15 protein-coding genes are annotated in these 16,324 nt (G+C 57.6%); 8 read left to right on the top strand and 7 right to left on the bottom strand.

Features of this window, described 5'->3' with window-relative positions:
* Positions 1-132 precede the first annotated feature (132 nt).
* Positions 133-1,263: a GDSL-type esterase/lipase family protein gene (locus tag CXF97_RS13070; protein WP_101158850.1), complete on the top strand. Its 1,131-nt coding sequence runs from the start codon at positions 133-135 to the stop codon at positions 1,261-1,263.
* A gap of 131 nt (positions 1,264-1,394) precedes the next feature.
* Here the strand turns inward: CXF97_RS13070 and CXF97_RS13065 are convergent, their stop codons facing one another.
* Positions 1,395-1,808, bottom strand: a complete 414-nt coding sequence (locus tag CXF97_RS13065) for a mannose-1-phosphate guanylyltransferase (RefSeq protein ID WP_101158849.1) — start codon at positions 1,806-1,808, stop codon at positions 1,395-1,397.
* A 32-nt stretch (positions 1,809-1,840) separates the two neighbouring features.
* Positions 1,841-2,674 (bottom strand): UTP--glucose-1-phosphate uridylyltransferase GalU, encoded by an 834-nt coding sequence (galU, locus tag CXF97_RS13060; RefSeq protein WP_101158848.1) that lies wholly within the window; start codon positions 2,672-2,674, stop codon positions 1,841-1,843.
* Between the two features lie 387 nt (positions 2,675-3,061).
* On the opposite strand from galU, the gene galE reads away from it, so the two are divergent.
* The 6 genes from galE to CXF97_RS13030 all read left to right on the top strand — a co-directional run bounded on the left by galE (position 3,062) and on the right by CXF97_RS13030 (position 9,261).
* Positions 3,062-4,078, top strand: a complete 1,017-nt coding sequence (galE, locus tag CXF97_RS13055; protein WP_101158847.1) for a UDP-glucose 4-epimerase GalE — start codon at positions 3,062-3,064, stop codon at positions 4,076-4,078.
* 230 nt (positions 4,079-4,308) lie between these two features.
* On the top strand, positions 4,309-4,545 hold the full coding sequence (locus CXF97_RS13050) for a hypothetical protein (protein ID WP_016775457.1): 237 nt from the start codon (positions 4,309-4,311) through the stop codon (positions 4,543-4,545).
* A 145-nt stretch (positions 4,546-4,690) separates the two neighbouring features.
* Entirely contained in the window at positions 4,691-5,752 is a 1,062-nt protein-coding gene (locus CXF97_RS13045; RefSeq protein ID WP_101158846.1) for a polysaccharide biosynthesis/export family protein, read from the top strand.
* 10 nt (positions 5,753-5,762) lie between these two features.
* The gene (locus CXF97_RS13040) at positions 5,763-6,428 is read left to right on the top strand and encodes a YjbF family lipoprotein (protein WP_101158845.1); all 666 of its coding nucleotides are present in this window, start codon (positions 5,763-5,765) and stop codon (positions 6,426-6,428) included.
* A complete protein-coding gene (locus tag CXF97_RS13035) occupies positions 6,425-7,186 on the top strand; it encodes a capsule biosynthesis GfcC family protein (protein ID WP_101158844.1) in 762 nt (253 codons plus the stop codon). Before CXF97_RS13040 ends, CXF97_RS13035 begins: the two co-directional genes overlap by 4 nt.
* The gene (locus tag CXF97_RS13030; protein ID WP_101158843.1) at positions 7,183-9,261 is read left to right on the top strand and encodes a YjbH domain-containing protein; all 2,079 of its coding nucleotides are present in this window, start codon (positions 7,183-7,185) and stop codon (positions 9,259-9,261) included. Before CXF97_RS13035 ends, CXF97_RS13030 begins: the two co-directional genes overlap by 4 nt.
* 591 nt (positions 9,262-9,852) lie before the next feature.
* On the opposite strand, the gene CXF97_RS13025 is transcribed toward CXF97_RS13030, so the two are convergent.
* The 3 genes from CXF97_RS13025 to CXF97_RS13015 form a co-directional block, all read right to left on the bottom strand.
* Positions 9,853-11,247, bottom strand: coding sequence for an undecaprenyl-phosphate glucose phosphotransferase (locus tag CXF97_RS13025; protein ID WP_101158842.1), 1,395 nt, complete (start codon positions 11,245-11,247; stop codon positions 9,853-9,855).
* Positions 11,248-11,638: 391 nt separating this feature from the next.
* Entirely contained in the window at positions 11,639-12,298 is a 660-nt protein-coding gene (locus CXF97_RS13020; RefSeq protein ID WP_101158841.1) for a helix-turn-helix domain-containing protein, read from the bottom strand.
* Positions 12,299-12,575: 277 nt separating this feature from the next.
* The gene (locus tag CXF97_RS13015) at positions 12,576-13,316 is read right to left on the bottom strand and encodes a winged helix-turn-helix domain-containing protein (RefSeq protein WP_101158840.1); all 741 of its coding nucleotides are present in this window, start codon (positions 13,314-13,316) and stop codon (positions 12,576-12,578) included.
* Between the two features lie 490 nt (positions 13,317-13,806).
* Between CXF97_RS13015 and CXF97_RS13010 the strand changes: the two genes are divergently transcribed.
* On the top strand, positions 13,807-14,640 hold the full coding sequence (locus CXF97_RS13010; protein WP_101158839.1) for an undecaprenyl-diphosphate phosphatase: 834 nt from the start codon (positions 13,807-13,809) through the stop codon (positions 14,638-14,640).
* Here CXF97_RS13010 and CXF97_RS13005 read toward each other — a convergent pair whose 3' ends face one another.
* Together CXF97_RS13005 and dusA are read right to left on the bottom strand one after the other, a co-directional pair.
* Positions 14,641-15,060 carry a DUF2388 domain-containing protein gene (locus CXF97_RS13005; RefSeq protein WP_256589810.1) on the bottom strand — a complete coding sequence of 140 codons (420 nt, stop codon included), beginning with the start codon at positions 15,058-15,060 and terminating at the stop codon, positions 14,641-14,643. It lies immediately after the preceding gene.
* Between the two features lie 27 nt (positions 15,061-15,087).
* Complete coding sequence (gene dusA, locus CXF97_RS13000) at positions 15,088-16,074, bottom strand: tRNA dihydrouridine(20/20a) synthase DusA (protein ID WP_101158837.1); 987 nt, start codon at positions 16,072-16,074, stop codon at positions 15,088-15,090.
* Between the last annotated feature and the right edge of the window lie 250 nt (positions 16,075-16,324).

Raw genomic sequence — 16,324 nt, 5'->3', positions numbered from 1 at the left:
GGTTTGCAAAGATCAAAAGATCGCAGCCTCGTTCCACTCGTCAGCTCCTACAGTGGACCCGTGTAAGTCACACCATCCTTGTGGGAGCGAGCCTGCTCGCGAAGCCGCCACCCCGGACAAAGGAAATATTGAATGATGCCAGTAGACGCCCCTCAACCAGTCGCCATCTCAGCCATCACCGTAGACGATGCCCGCCAGCGTTTTGCGCAATGGCGCAAGGGCAAGGCCGGCAAGGTGCTGGCGGTTTCGGTGATCGGTGACAGCTACACCGCCGGGCAGGATTTCTATCTCAACAAACTGGTACAGCGAGTGGCCGCCGAGGTGGGTTTCGCCGGCCCTGGTTACGTCGGTTTCAACCACGGCGCGGCGCTGGGCGGCACGCATTTCAAATACACCCGCAGCAGCGACAAATACTTCGGCGGCGGCTGGAAGGTTTCCGAGCTGGGCCAGGCCAGCCCGGACAGTCGCACGATCAGCGGCAAACCGGGCGCGTGGTTGCAAGTGGATGCCAGTCCTTCGCCGCGCATCGATACCGCGGTGACTCAGGCGAAACTGTTGTATCTGGGCAACGGCGAATCCGATGAGCTGCGATATCGCTGGTCGCCCGCGCAAGACTGGGAACCATTGAAACTGGCAGGCTCAGGCGTTCAGGAAGTCGCGCTACCCAGCGCTCCATCAGCTGCAGACTGGGCATTCAAACTGGAAGTGGTAAAGGGCGCGCCGACGCTGTTCGGCCTGTGGATGACGAATGATCAGCAAGGCGTGCGGGTGTCGAAACTGGCGGCTTCCGGGGCGGCGTCCGCTGACTTCTATCACGCGGACCCGCAATGGCAGACGCAGTGGAAAACCGTGGTGTCGAAGATTCCGGCCGATGTTTACCTGATCATGCTCGGTGGTAACGACCAGGGGTTTGGCGTGAAGCCTGCGCAGTATCTACAAAACGTTCAGGGCCTGGTGAGCATGCTGCGCGAGATTCAGCCGGCGGCGAGCATCAGCCTGATCATGCGTCAGGACACCACGCGCTCCAGCGCTTATCCAATGTCCGCTTATGCGCAGGTGCTCGAACCGTGGGCGCGCGACCAGCATCTGGGCTTCATCAACCTGCAATGCGCCTTCGGCCCGGACGTCAAACGCTACGCCAGCGCGATGATCGGCCCGGACAAGATTCATCCATTGCCGGCCACGGGCGGGAAGGTGATTGCCGATTATTTTTATGGCTGGATCATGGGCGCCAACGACCGTTGCGACGGCGGCGGACAATGAACGTTCCCACGCAGAGCGACGGTGATCGTTCCCACGCTCCGCGTGGGAATACATCCTGTGACGCTCTGCGTCACGCCGCGCTGGGACGCGGAGCGTCCCGGGCGGCATTCCCACGCAGAGCGTGGGAACGATCATCGTGCAGGGACGAAGTTGTCGACCTGTTCGAGTAACTCCGCAAGCTTGCGCGGCATCAGCCGCGCATCACAGCGGGTCTCGACATTAATGATGATCGCCGGGTCGTTGCAGCAGATGCGCACGCGAAAGCGCCAGTCGCTGAAGATCACTTTCAGGCCATCGCGGTCATCCATTTCCAGCGCCTGTTCGCCATACAACGCTTTCAGATGCGCGACTAGCGGATACGGATCGCGCAGCGACCGGCGAATATCCCCCGACGCTGGAAACACGCCGATCCGCTCCACCAGCAGAATCGTGCCCAGCCAGGTTTCGTTGGCGCTGGGCAGCGGTTGATGGCGCGACAACCAGCTCATCACCCCGAGGTTGCCCACCTCACGTTCAATCTCTGTCGAATGCTGTGCAATGTTCATGGTTGCCTGCCTGTGGGAAGTGGAAAGCCGTCTCAGCGGCCCTTGAGGTACACGTTGTCGTAGCAGAAGTTGGTCGCCTGCAGATAACCCTCGGCATCTCCGCAGTCGAAGCGCAGGCCTTTGAATTTGTAGGCCAGCACGCAGCCGTTCTGCGCCTGTTTCATCAGTGCGTCGGTGATCTGGATTTCGCCGCCCTTGCCCGGTTGTGTGTCGGCAATCAGGTCGAAGATGTCCGGCGTGAGAATGTAGCGGCCGATGATCGCCAGGTTCGATGGTGCGTCCTGCGGTGCCGGTTTTTCCACCATGTGGTTGACTCGGTAGATGCCGTCGGAAATCAGCTCGCCGGCGATCACCCCGTACTTGTGGGTCTGGTCGGCCGGAACTTCCTGGATGGCGACGATCGAGCAGCGGAATTTCCTGTACAGCTCAATCATCTGCGACAGCACACCGTCGCCTTCGAGGTTCAGGCACAGGTCGTCGGCCAGCACCACGGCAAACGGCTCGTCGCCGATCAATGGACGGCCGCTGAGAATCGCATGACCCAAGCCCTTCATTTCCACCTGACGGGTGTAGGAAAAGGTGCAGGTGTCGATGAGCTCGCGGGTGCCGGCGAGGAATTTCTCTTTCTCGGTGCCACGAATCTGGTGCTCGAGTTCGTAGCTGATGTCGAAGTGGTCTTCCAGCGCGCGCTTGCCCCGGCCGGTAACAATGGCCATGTGTTGCAGGCCGGCGTCCCGTGCTTCTTCAACGGCATATTCGATCAACGGCTTGTTGACGATCGGCAGCATTTCTTTCGGCATGGCTTTGGTCGCCGGCAAGAAACGCGTGCCGTAGCCGGCAGCGGGGAACAAACATTTACGAATCATAAAAGTATCCTGGACAGTCATGGAACACAGGCGACGGTTGCGCACCACAAAGTGGCGGCAAGTTTCAATGATTATTGAAGGCTTACTTTAATACCCGAGTCAGGTTGTTGCTGGCAATTAGTTGCGCTGTTAAAAAGCGCTAATGTTATGAGATGTCGACTACTTTGTTATAAGTTATTTTTAGTCGGTATCTGTCGATAGTGATATGTAGCCAGGGAGTGCTAATAAGTACTCGTCAAACAGTTTGACCGGTAAAAATAATTATTGCCAGTGGTTGAACTAAATTTGCTTGAGGTTGTTGTCGCCCTGTTTGTGTGAATTGCTCCGCATATTTACGAGGCATGGCTTGACACGCTACCGGGTACTTATTCGATGACGGATCACGCTATGAAGATTCTGGTAACGGGTGGCGCCGGCTATATCGGCTCGCATACCACACTTGCATTGCTTGAAGCAGGTTATGAAGTTGTTGTTCTGGATAATCTTTGTAACAGCAGCGATGCGGCACTTCACGCTGTCGAAGCCATTTGCGGAAAAAGTGCATGGATGATTCGCGGCGATGTCTGTGATCGGCCGCTGCTGGACCGAATCTTCCGTGAACATCAGATCGACGCCGTGCTGCATTTCGCCGGGCTCAAAGCCGTGGGCGAGAGTGTGCGCAAGCCGCTCGAATACTACGAAACCAACGTTGGCGGCAGCATCACCCTGTGCCAGGCGATGGCAGCGGCGGGGGTGTTCCGACTGGTGTTCAGTTCCTCGGCGACGGTGTACGGCGAACCGGAGGAAATGCCGATTCGCGAGGATTTTCCTACGGGTAATCCGACCAATCCCTACGGCCAGTCCAAGCTAATCGTCGAGAACGTGCTGCGCGACCTGAGCCTCGCCGAGCCGCGCTGGAGCATCGCGCTGCTGCGCTACTTCAACCCGATCGGCGCCCACGCCAGCGGGCACATGGGTGAAGACCCCAACGGGATTCCGAACAATCTGGTGCCGTATATCAGCCAGGTTGCGGTCGGCAGCCTGCGCGAGCTGTCTATTTTCGGTAACGATTACCCGACCGCCGATGGCACCGGCGTGCGCGATTACATCCATGTCGTCGATCTGGCAGACGGGCATTTAAAGGCATTGCAGTCGATCAGCGAGCGCGCCGGCATTCACACCTGGAACCTCGGCACCGGCGATGGCTACAGCGTGCTGCAAGTGCTGCATGCCTTCGAACAGGCCTGCGGCCGCCCGGTGCCATACCGGATGATGCCGCGCCGCGCCGGTGATATCGCCGAGAGCTTTGCCGATGCTTCGAAAGCGGCTAAAGAACTCGGCTGGAAAGCCACGCGCAACTTGCAGGACATGGTTGCCGACACGTGGCGCTGGCAATCCAATCATCCCAATGGTTATTCGCGGTGATGGCCGTTTAGTGCGATGTTAGTTTCAGTCAGGTTGTTAGATAACGTCGGGAAATTACACTGGCAATGCCTTTTGCAAGTCCGTAGATATAAACCTGCCGTTCGACTTTTAGCAGTTGCGTATGACTGTGAAAGAACAACGGATCTTGTTCGCGCTCTTTGCGGACTTGAAAGCTACCAGCTCTGACACAGATCTGTTTTTAACAGTTCGAATGTTAGAAAGGAGTTGTTATGAAAAAAGTGATGGCAGTTGCCCTGTTGACGATGTTGAGCAACTGGGCTGCCGCCGCTGAAGCGCCGCTGACAGCGGTAACCAATGTAGGTGGCAGTGTGGCGGCTTCGCAAGCGCCCGCGGCCAGTACTGCAATGGTTGCCAGTGCTGTAGCGGCGTCCAACAGCGGTGGCAGTGCCAACGGCGGTACCACCGGTACGACGGGTACCACCGGTACAACCGGCACGCATAACTAACAGGAACATTTGTTAGTGCAGTACAGAGTCGCCCGACGCGAGTCGGGTGACTTTGTTTTTTGGATTCGCCCTTGAATAGCGTAGTGCCATTATGACTCGTAGTGTTTATCTTTTAATGTTGGCAAGTCTCGCTTTGCAAGGTTGCATGTTTGCCCCCGGCCAGTACCTGAGCACCAGCGATATCACCCGCCAGGGCGCCAGTGAAAGCAGCCGGGTCGAGCTGATTCCGATCACCCCGAAGCTGATCGCCATGAACCGCGCCACGCAAAAGCGTGAGTCGCTGCCGGCGGAGTTGCTGGTGACGCCGGCGGAATATCGCATCGGCGACAATGACGTGTTGTACATCACCGTCTGGGATCACCCGGAGCTGACCGCCCCCTCCGGCGCGCAACAGCAGATCGATGCCAACGGCCGTCTGGTGCGCTCCGATGGCACGCTGTATTACCCGTTCATCAAGGAAGTCCAGGCCGCCGGCCGGACCATCCAGCAACTGCGCGCGGACATCGAACAGCGCTTGTCGGCATTTATCGCCGAGCCACAGGTCGACGTGGCGGTGCTGCGCTTTGCCAGCCAGAAAGTCGTGGTCACCGGCGCCGTGACGAAGGCCGGCCCGCAGGCGATTTCGACCAACCCGCTCAGCGTGGTCGAGGCCCTTGGTTCGGCCGGCATCGACACCAACAACGCCGACCTGTCCGGGTTGTTGCTGACGCGCAATGGGCGCACTTATCCGCTCAATCTCGACTCGCTCAACCAACAGGATTCCGAGTTGCAGAACGTCTTCCTCAAGGGCGGCGATCAACTGTATCTGCCGTACAACGACAACAAGCGCATCTACGTCATGGGCGAGGTCAACCAGCCGCGCGCGTTGAGCTTCAAGACCGCGACGATGAACCTCTCCGATGTGCTCGGTTCGGTCGGCGGCCTCAGCCAGACCAGTTCCAACGGCAACGCGGTCTACGTCATTCGTGGGGTGGAAAACCTCGACGTCGAGCCGGCGAAGATCTATCAGCTCGAAGCCGAATCGCCGACCGCCATGGCCTTGGCCTCGCACTTTCAGGTGCGGCCGCAGGATGTCGTCTACGTCGGCCCGGCCAACGTCACTCGCTGGAACCGTTTCATCAGCCAGTTGGTGCCGTCGGCGTCGATTGTCGGCACCGGGGCTTCGGCAGCGAAGAACTGGAGCGAATACAGCAACAACAGCAAATAAGGCCGCGACTGTGAACCTATTGAAAGTGGGCGTCTGCCTGATGGCGGCCTCGTTGCTGTGCGGCTGTAACCCGCTGATGAGCGCATCGCTGAACAACCTCAAGGCCGCTGTCGTCGGCCCCGACGAGGTTGAGGTATCGGCGACCGAAGTCGCCGGGGTCAACTACCCGCAATTGAAACTGACCACGCCGTCCGGCTCCGGCGTGCTGGCGCTGGTGCGCGAGCGCGAAGACCTGCAGTTCTGGGTCGCGTCCGGCAAGCAGGTGTTGCTGCTGCGCGACGGCCTCGCGGTGCGCACTGTCGGTCTCGGGCTGGAGGGCGATCTGGATGGCACGCGGCTGGCCGATGATTCGCCATTCAAGCAAGGCTTGCATCACGTCGCCGATGGTTTCACCACGCGGCGCTGGATCGATCTGTACAAGGGCCAGGAAGTCGGCGTTATCGTCAACAGCCGCTTCTCGCGCCGCGCCACCGAGACCCTGGAGATTCTCGACAAGCCTTACTCGGTGCTGCGCGTCGATGAACAGATCGACGCCCCGGCGATTGGCCTCAGCGCGACCAACCGTTACTGGGTCGACCCACGCGACGGGTTCATTCTGCAGAGTGAGCAACAATTGACCTCGCAACTGCGCGTCAAGCTGGTGCAACTGACCCCTGACCGCAGGCACCTGCCGTGACGCGCCTACGTCTTATCGCGGCGGGTCTTTTGCTGATCGCCGGGGCGAGTCAGGCTGCTGTCACGGTGTCCGGCGATGTCGCCAATCCCGGGCCGATCGCGTTGCCGCCGGGTGGTCGGCTGTTCGATGTGATCAGCGAGGCCGTGCCCAATGCCGAGGGTTATTGGCTGGCGGGTGGCTTGTTGCGCCAGTCGCTGATCGAAGAACAGACACGGCTCAAGGTCGGCGTGCTGTTCGATCTCGAGGTGCTGCAACGCATGGCGACGCTGTATGACCGGCCGAGCCGGGCGGCGCTGGCGCAGCGCGTTGCTGAAGAAGTCCGGCAAATGCCAGTGACCGGCCGGCAGATCGCTGACCTTGATCCGGTGGCGGTGGAAGTCGGTTTCGCGCGCAACATTCGCCTCGATGACGGTGATCGGCTGATCTATCCGAAGCGGGTTGACGAAGTGCAGGTGCTGGGCGCTGTAAGCGAGCCATGCCACTTGCCCTATCAGCCTTTGCAGGAGGCTCGCGAATATCTTGAAGGCTGCTCGATTCTCGACGACGCCGAGGCCGATTACCTGTGGCTGATCCAGCCCAATGGCGTGTCGCGGCGCGTCGGCATTGCCCACTGGAATCGCGAGTCCGGGCAGTTTCCGGTGGCCGGCAGCCGGATTCTGGTGCCGATAAAAAATGATGATCTTGATCCGCCTCTTCCTGAATTGAATCAGCAGTTGGCCGAATTCATTGCCACGCAGCTGGCCGAGGTGGTTCGTTGAAGTTACGTTTTGCAGCTGTGTTGTTATTGCCCTGCGGTCTGGCTCACGCCGAACCGCGCATTACCCAGAATGACTTCGGCGGCGCCGGTCTGTTGCAGACGCCGACGGCGCGCATGGCCCCGGCCGGCGAGCTGAGCGTCAACGCCAACCGCACCGATCCCTACAGCCGCTACAGCGTGTCGTTGCAACCGCTGGACTGGCTCGAAGGTTCGTTTCGCTACACCGCGATCACCAACCGGCCGTACGGCTCGGAGGCCCTCAGCGGCAGTCAAAGCTACAAGGACAAGGCGGTCGACGCCAAAGTGCGCCTGTGGCAGGAAAGCCACTGGGCACCGGAAGTGGCGCTGGGCTTCCGAGATATCGGTGGTACCGGTTTGTTCTCCAGCGAATTCTTCGTCGCCAACAAGCGCTTCGACAATTTCGATTTCAGCGCCGGCATCGCTTGGGGTTACATCGGTAATCGCGGCGACTTCGATAACCCGTTGGGCTACGTCAGCAGTCGCTTCGATACCCGCCCGGCGCTGGAAGGCACCGGCGACGTCAACTCCGGCGCGTACTTTCGCGGCAAGCCTTCGCTGTTCGGTGGCGTGAGCTACCAGACGCCCTGGGATCGTCTCAGCCTGAAACTGGAGTTCGAAGGCAACGACTACAAGCACGAGCCGAAGGAAAACGAGATCAAACAGGACTCGCCGATCAACCTCGGCGCGGTGTTCAAGGTCACCGATTCGATCGACCTCAGCGCCGCTTGGGAGCGCGGCAATACTGCGATGTTCGGCGTGACCTTCCACACCAATTTCGTCAGCCGCAAGGCGCCGGCCAAGACCTACGACCCAACCCCCGAACCGCTGCCGGCGAAGGCGCCGACGACATCGATGGAGCAGGTCAACTGGGCTGATGTGTCGCGGCGTCTGCAGCAGAATGCCGGGTACAAGGTCGAGCGCATCAGCCAGCGTGATTCCGAGCTGATCGTCTATGGCGAGCAGCAGCGCTATTTCCATTCGTCGAAAGCTGTCGGACGCGCGAGCCGGATTCTCGACAACAGCGTCAGCGACGACATCGACTGGTTCACCGTGGTCAACAAGCGCTATGACTTGCCGCTGGAGGAAACCAGCCTGCCGCGCCAGACCTTCCGCGAAGTGATCAACAACGAAGAGCCTTTGGAGTCGCTGCACCGCACCACCGAAATCAACCCGGCGATGCCGCGCAACGAGAAAACCCTCTACAGCGAAGCGCCGCAACATTTCAGCTATGGCGTCGGTCTGGGCTTCAAGCAGAACGTTGGCGGCCCGGATGGTTTGCTCTATCAATTCAGTGCTGACGCGGACGCGGAATATCGCTTTAACCGCAACACTTGGTGGAACGGTTTGCTCAGCGCCAACCTGGTCAACAACTTCGACAAATTCGTCTACGACGCACCGAGCGGATTGCCGCGCGTGCGCACGGATTTGCGTCGTTACCTGACGACGTCAAACACGACCATGCCGTTGTTCCAGCTCAGCCATGCCGAGCAGTTGGACAAGGATCTGTACGGCATGGTTTACGGTGGTTATCTGGAATCGATGTTTGCTGGCGTCGGCGCAGAAGTGCTGTTCCGCCCCACAGGCGAGCGCTGGTCGCTGGGCGCGGATTTGAACTGGGTTCGCCAGCGTGATTTCGATCAGGGCTTTGCCTTGCGCGATTACTCGGTAGTGACCGGACACATCACCGGCTATACCGATTTGCCGTTCGACACGCTGGCAGCGGTCAGTGTCGGGCGGTATCTGGCCGGGGACTGGGGCACCACCGTGGACATCTCGCGCGAGTTTTTCAACGGCGTGCGCGTCGGTGCCTGGGCGACCATCACCACGGCCAGCAGTGCTGAATATGGCGAAGGTAGTTTCGACAAAGGCCTGTACCTGTCGATCCCGTTCGACGAAATGATGAGCATGTCGACCATGCGCCGCGCCAACCTGGTCTGGGCGCCACTGACCCGGGATGGCGGCGCCAGACTGAACCGCAGCTATCAATTGCACTCAATGACCGATAGCCGGGAAGGGGACATGTTCTATCGCAATTTCGAGAAGATTACCGAGTAAGCGCGCCTGTGGGAGCGGGCTTGCTCGCGAAGGCGCCGGCGCATTCAACATCCCACTGCCTGACCCAGCGCTTTCGTGAGCAAGCCCACTCCCACAGTAGATCGTCGGCACGCCAAACATCCCGGCCATCAGCCAAACCCCCTGTGGGAGCGGGCTTGCTCGCGAAGGCGGCGGCACATTCAACATCGCCATCGCCTGACCCAGCGCTTTCGCAAGCAAGCCCACTCCCACAGTAGATCGTCGGCACGCCATCCATCCCGGCCTTCACCCAACCCCCCTGTGGGAGCGGGCTTGCTCGCGAAGGCGCCGGCACATTCAACATCGCCATCGCCTGACCCAGCGCTTTCGCAAGCAAGCCCACTCCCACAGTAAATCGTCGGCACGCCAGACATCCCGGCCATCAGCCAAACCCCCTGTGGGAGCGGGCTTGCTCGCGAAGGCGCCGGCGCATTCAACATCCCATAGCCTGGCCCAGCGCTTCGTGAGCAAGCCCACTCTCACATTGTTCGTACCGGTAATCGAAAGCGGTGTGCCAAATCCCGCCCACAAAAAAGGGGACTTTCGTCCCCTTGCGATCTGAAGCGCTGAACCTCAGTAAATGTCTTTCGACAACAACGTAAACGGTGTCTTTACCAGAATCTTCAGATCCAGCCACAACGACCAGCTGTTGATGTACTGCAGGTCGATCTCGACACGCTTCTGCATCTTGTCGAGGGTGTCGGTCTCACCGCGGCAGCCGCTGATCTGCGCCAGGCCGGTAATGCCCGGTTTAATCCGGTGGCGCGCCATGTAAGCGAGGATCTTGCCCGAGTAGTAATTGTTGTGCGCCACCGCATGCGGCCGCGGACCCACCAGCGCCATGTGCCCCTGCAGGACGTTGAACAGTTGCGGCAACTCATCCAGCGAGGTGCGGCGAATAAAGCGACCTACGGCGGTGATCCGCGAGTCATTGCGGCTGGCCTGTTTCACTTCACGGTCATCGTGGACACGCATTGAGCGGAATTTCCAGACCTTAATTACCTTGCCGTTCCAGCCATGCCGATCCTGCTTGAAAAACACCGGGCCGGGCGAGTTGAGTTTCACCGCCAGAGCGATGATCAACAGCAGCGGACTCAGCGCGATGATCGCCAGGAATGCCACGGTTTTCTCAACCAGACTCTTGCTCAGCGCAGCGGTCGGGCGGCTGGTTAGCGGGCTTTCGTTGAGGTAGATCGCCGGCAGACCGTCCACGACTTTCACCGAGTGGTTGAGCAGGGTCAGGCTGTTCAGGTCCGGCACCCACACCACATCGACGTTGGCGCCGAGCAAATCGACATACATCGCTTCGATTTTTGCTGCTTCGCACAGCGGCAGGGTGATGTACAAGCGACGGATGTCATGGGCTTCGATCAGCTCGAGCAACTCGTCCTGCGCGCCAACGACACGCGGGGCATCCGAGGCGAGCACAGGTTTGTCTCCGTTACTGACCAGACCGATCAGTGGCAGGTTTTCCAGTTGACTGAGTTTCCTCGCCAGGCCCAGCGCCAGCTCGCCGGTGCCGACGATCAGCGTCCGGTGCTCGCTTTTACGCGAACGCTGGTAGTACTTGGAAAACGCATGCAGCGGCGCATAGAGGAACGCCTGACCGAGGAAGCCATACACCGCCCAGCTCAGAATCACCTGACGGGAAAACAGCTCATCGGCCTGGCAGACAAACGCGATGCACGCCAGCGCGGCCATGGTCATCGACCAGCCCATGAACAAGCGGCCGAGGCCGGTCAGGTAGTTGTCGCGTTTGCGATAAACGCCGCTGAATGTGTAAGCCGGCACCGAGGCCAGGACGGCGAGGGTGGCGCACATTCGGTAGTAGAACGCGACAGTACCGGTATGCTGTTCCGCGAGAATGAACAGCAGCGTCACAATAAAGGCCTGCGCCAGCGCCCATTGGCCCCAAAAGGTCAGTCCCTTGAGGCCCGTGCTTCGATTGATACTGAGAGAAAGATCCATACGATATCCCCAAAAGACGTCCATTCAGGTTTCAACAGTTGAAAGCCGAGTTGTTATGCAGACTTATTGTTTTTGTTTTAGCGAGTGCCTTGAGGTAACAACATCGAGAGCCGAACTGTCGTCAGCCAATAGACTAAGTTATTGTCCGAAATGGTGTCTGACGAGTTCTAACAAGATGGCACTGTGCCAACTTTCTAATATTTAAATAGAAGTCTGTTAGAAAAGGTCGTGGAGCAGGGGATGAAAAGGCGGGGATGTATTTGTTACTGTTGGCGGGATGGAGGTAGGGAAGTTTTGAATTGATCAGTGAGGTGAAACCAAACAGAGTGCTCTTCTTGTTGTTGTAGTCGCACTTTATATCTGTCTGTCTCGGTGTGAGTGCCGTCTGCGATTACGCGACGACTTCCTGGATCAAGCAATATCCGCGATTTCTTACGGCGCGGAACAATCGCTCACCATTACTGGCGCTCTTGAATTTGTCCTGCAAGCGGCTCAGGCACATCTCCAGACCCCGGTATTGCTCGGGCTCCCGGCCAATACTGATGATCAAGTCATCACGACTGACAACGCGCTCTTCATGGCTCAGCATTTTCCTGACCAGAGCGGTTTCCAGGCCGGTCAGGCTGATCGCAATATTGTCCTTGAGCAATACGCCCTGATCATCGTCAAGATGCCAAGTGTCGCTGCAAGGCTCGGTATTCTCGCTGACATGCGTGATATGAGCTCTTTCTGCAGTGTGTGTCGCGAAGCTTTGAAACGGATTGTCTGTTTGCGCGGCTCGCCATTCATTTTCAAGAGTGGCCAGTATGCGCTGAGTATCATGTTCGATACTGCGCGCAACATTCTTTCGGCTGAGGCTTGGGTAACTGAACTCCATGACCATCGGGGCGGAAGAGGGCGAAGCAACACCTTCAACGAACATTTGTGCCTGCGACGTGCCAAACGAATTGAAACGCTCACTGGACAAGATGCTTTCCAGTTCACGTTGCGACGTTGTGCTGTGCGTCACAACAACAAAATATTTTCTGGGGAGGGTTGTACTCGTTTCCATGTCTCTCTCCTAAATACACACCAAAATTGGCTAAAAGATAAATCGGCAGGCGAGCAATGACTTCCTCGGAAGTAATCGTAGGCAGGGTTCGGGCCGAAAATGGCCGTCGATAAATTCCACTCGGTCTGCAGCTATGTTATGGCGTTTTATTGTTATGGGGTGTGTTGCAGCGCTCATTCAAGTGCTTGAGTTTTAATAAATATGAAGTGCAACTGAAAAGATATGGCTGCATCAGACGATCCTTCGTTCGTATGCAAAAGGGAAGACTGCCCGAGACTCAAGCAGTCGATATCAGACCCCGCATCAGGCGATAGCCGTAGCCGCGGATGCTCTGAATCGCGTTTGTACCATACATGTCCTTGATTTTTCCACGCAAGCGGCTGATTGATTTTTCCAGCGCTCGAGGATCGTAGAAATTGGTGTTGAGGCCCATGATGCCGGCGATTTCATCATGACTCAGAATGTGATTGCCGGTGTTCGCAAAGGCCTCGAGGATCTTCATCTCGGCAAAAGAGATATCGAGTTTGCGCCGACTGTCCATCAGGCAGATCCGTGTCGGATCAAGCGTCAGATTGATATCTCGTTGCCAGTCTTCGCTGTTGAAGAACTCCGCCAGCAAGTCTTCGCTGTCATCGCCCAGTGTGTTGAGCTTGATACAGGCATCCGCCCCAGCAAGAAAATACTTGAGTTTGTTGACGGCGCCGCGGCCGGTGACGACTGCGCAAATAAGCGGTTTCAAGTTGTCATTGCGCAGGTTCTGCACCAGAGCCAGATTGTCTTCGAGGGCCTGTGGGCTATCGATGATGAGGAAAATGGCGCGATAAGAACCGATGTAACCTTGTTCTTTATACGAACTAGTGAAGGCAGCTGTTTCCAGGATCATATCGGACTGCATGTGCTTTGCGATCAGCGATCTGAAATGGTCAGCCACACCCAGTGTACGACCCAGAGCAAGAACACCGGATTCATCATTTGTCGGGCGCGGACTTCTAGTCGCCAAGTTCCCTGAGAGCATCATGCGTTGACTCGAATTAGGTGCTGACATCGGGATGTTAAAGCACCGGTTCTCATCTGTGACTGACAATTGGTAACATTTGAGCGGATTTTAGACGTATCTCCCGAGTTTTCTAACAATAACTAAGCTTTTCAGGCTTTTAGTTGATTTTCTCGGAGTTGTGAACTAACGCGTAGATGATGGCTATATGCAATGGTGCCACTATTCTGAGCGTATGGCGATGGATTTTTTATGTCCTTTTGCCATTGATTGGCCACGTAGGCAATGTGTGAAGTACATCACACTTCATATCTGAAATGAAATATTTGTTGGAGTAGAACTAAATTTTTTCCGTTTAGTTCGTCGGCAGACGATTACTAACAGCACTTGAGTCTAACTCTGGATAAACCCTATGCTTCCGGATCGGTGAATCGCCGTATGCATTACTTCAGATACTCAACCCCTGAGTGTTATTGAACCGGTCGCTCACCCTGAGTGCTCTGACGGAGGATTAATGGATTTCTGGACCCTTTTCCAGGTATTGATATTAGGCGCGGTAGAAGGCCTGACCGAGTTCTTGCCCATATCGAGTACCGGCCACCAGATTATTGTCGCTGACCTGCTCGAATTCGGCGGTGAGCGCGCCATGGCGTTCAACATCATTATTCAACTGGGGGCGATTCTTGCGGTGGTCTGGGAGTTTCGTCCGAAGATCTTCGAAATCGTCAAAGGCCTGCCCACCGAGCGCAACGCGCAACGCTTCACGCTTAATCTGCTGATCGCGTTTTTCCCCGCCGTTATCCTCGGCGTGTTGTTCGCCGACGCCATCCATGAGTATCTGTTCAATCCAGTCACCGTTGCTGTTGCACTGGTCGTCGGCGGCATCGTCATGTTGTGGGCCGAACAGCGCAGCCATGTAGTCAGCGTCGAACATGTCGATGACATGCGCTGGTCTCACGCGCTGAAAGTCGGTTTCGTACAATGCCTGGCGATGATTCCCGGCACCTCGCGCTCCGGCTCGACCATCATCGGCGGGCTGCTCTTCGGCCTTTCACGTAAAGCCGCCACGGAGTTCTCGTTCTTCCTCGCCATGCCCACCATGGTTGGTGCCGCGGTGTACTCCGGCTACAAATACCGCGACCTGTTCCAGCCCAACGACCTGCCTGTCTTCGCCCTCGGTTTCGTCACCGCCTTCATCTTCGCCATGATCGCCGTGCGTGGCCTGCTCAAATTTATCGCCAACCACAGCTACGCCGCGTTCGCGTGGTACCGGATCGGTTTTGGATTGTTGATTCTGGCGACGTGGCTGTTTGGCTGGGTCAACTGGACCGCCGCAGCGGCAGCCTGATCACTGAGCGCTGATCAACGCAGCCACGGCGAGATCGTTTAACGTCGAATCCGACGACTCCTGACGAAAGCGCTGCAAGGCCGAGGTGAAATACGCGGCCTGCAGCATGCCGTTGCTGGCCAGATAGAGTCGCGCGTCTTCTTGCTCCTCGGCGGAGTAAACACGCTTGTGACTGTCGGTCGTTTCCTGGCTAGACGAAATAGGTGCGAGGATCAAAGACACCAAAGTCAAGCCGGAAAACTGCGTCACCTCCCACGGCGTATCGGTACGGCCCATGCAAAAGCCATCGCAGTGCGCATAAACGTTGGAAGTGAAGCTGAACAAGGCGAGGAGGGTGAGACGCTTGAAACGAGAAAAAGTAAATGCGGGCATAAACGAAAGACATCCTGTCAGTACATCAAAAAAACGGGCAACGCTCATGCGTCGCCCGCACACTCAAACCATCAATCAACGACCTTCAAGCAACTCAGCCGCCTGATCCAGCAACGCCAGCGGATCATTGGCCTTGTGAATATCCACCGACAACAGCTGCCGAAATTTGCGCGCCCCGGGGAATCCCGTGCCCAAACCCAGCACATGCCGCGTGATGTGATGCATCGCACCACCCGCCAGCAAATGCTCGGCTATATAAGGACGCAACTGCGCCAACGCCTCAGCCCGACTGATCACCGGCGCCGAACTGCCAAACAACTGCTGATCCACCTCCGCCAGCAAATACGGATTGTGATAAGCCTCACGCCCCAACATCACACCGTCGAACGTCTGCAGATGCTCGTGACAGGCCTCCATCGTCTTGATCCCGCCATTCAGCACAATCTCCAACGTCGGAAAATCCGTCTTCAGCTGCGCCGCCACGTCATAGCGCAACGGCGGAATGTCGCGATTTTCCTTCGGCGACAACCCCTCCAGAATCGCAATCCGCGCATGCACGGTAAAACTCGTGCACCCGGCATCCCGCACCGTACCGACGAAATCACACAGCTCGGCATAACTGTCACGCCCGTTGATCCCGATCCGATGCTTCACCGTCACCGGAATCGACACCGCATCACGCATCGCCTTCACACAATCGGCGACCAACTGCGGGTGCCCCATCAGGCACGCCCCGATCATGTTGTTCTGCACACGATCGCTTGGGCAGCCTACGTTCAAATTCACTTCGTCGTAGCCGTGCTCCTCGGCCATGCGCGCGCAGGCGGCGAGATCCAGTGGAACGCTGCCGCCTAGTTGTAGGGCGAGAGGGTGCTCGGCTTCGTTGTGACGCAGGAAACGTTCGTGATCGCCGTTGAGCAGTGCGCCAGTGGTGACCATTTCGGTGTAGAGCAGGGCGTGCTTGGACAACAGGCGCAGGAAGTACCGGCAATGGCGGTCCGTCCAATCCATCATCGGGGCGACGGAAAAACGGCGGGAGAGTGGGGTGGGCTGTAGGGACATGTGAGGAATCTGGATCAAGAAGGCGAAGGTTCAGGAGTTTATCAGGTCTGCGAACAGGCAAAGGCTTGCGAGGCGCTGTTTGTGGTTTGAACGGGGCTCTGAGGCGCTCGGCCTGATGGGAGGAAGTGTATTTCTGCCTGTTGTCTGTCCTTCAGTATCCGTTTAAACGGTTGCGCAGGCGCTTGTTTAAATCTGACCGGTGAAAGTCATCCGAAGCCTACGTTGTCTTGCGCCTCCCCCTACACCTAAG

It is taken from the genome of Pseudomonas sp. Choline-02u-1, assembly GCF_002836515.1.
Taxonomy (GTDB): Bacteria; Pseudomonadota; Gammaproteobacteria; order Pseudomonadales; family Pseudomonadaceae; genus Aquipseudomonas.
The sequence above is the reverse complement of the archived record's forward strand: the minus strand, read 5'-3'. Positions and strand labels throughout refer to the sequence as shown.

Bases quoted from the DNA above. Each gene is read 5' to 3' on its own strand.
- CXF97_RS13015 (WP_101158840.1), bottom strand. From the start codon at position 13,316: ATGATGCTCTCAGGGAACTTGGCGACTAGAAGTCCGCGCCCGACAAAT.
- CXF97_RS13005 (WP_256589810.1), bottom strand. From the start codon at position 15,060: ATGAGCGTTGCCCGTTTTTTTGATGTACTGACAGGATGTCTTTCGTTT.
- CXF97_RS13020 (WP_101158841.1), bottom strand. From the start codon at position 12,298: ATGGAAACGAGTACAACCCTCCCCAGAAAATATTTTGTTGTTGTGACG.
- galE (WP_101158847.1), top strand. From the start codon at position 3,062: ATGAAGATTCTGGTAACGGGTGGCGCCGGCTATATCGGCTCGCATACC.
- CXF97_RS13010 (WP_101158839.1), top strand. From the start codon at position 13,807: ATGGATTTCTGGACCCTTTTCCAGGTATTGATATTAGGCGCGGTAGAA.
- CXF97_RS13045 (WP_101158846.1), top strand. From the start codon at position 4,691: ATGTTTGCCCCCGGCCAGTACCTGAGCACCAGCGATATCACCCGCCAG.
- CXF97_RS13070 (WP_101158850.1), top strand. From the start codon at position 133: ATGATGCCAGTAGACGCCCCTCAACCAGTCGCCATCTCAGCCATCACC.
- dusA (WP_101158837.1), bottom strand. From the start codon at position 16,074: ATGTCCCTACAGCCCACCCCACTCTCCCGCCGTTTTTCCGTCGCCCCG.
- galU (WP_101158848.1), bottom strand. From the start codon at position 2,674: ATGATTCGTAAATGTTTGTTCCCCGCTGCCGGCTACGGCACGCGTTTC.
- CXF97_RS13050 (WP_016775457.1), top strand. From the start codon at position 4,309: ATGAAAAAAGTGATGGCAGTTGCCCTGTTGACGATGTTGAGCAACTGG.
- CXF97_RS13025 (WP_101158842.1), bottom strand. From the start codon at position 11,247: ATGGATCTTTCTCTCAGTATCAATCGAAGCACGGGCCTCAAGGGACTG.
- CXF97_RS13065 (WP_101158849.1), bottom strand. From the start codon at position 1,808: ATGAACATTGCACAGCATTCGACAGAGATTGAACGTGAGGTGGGCAAC.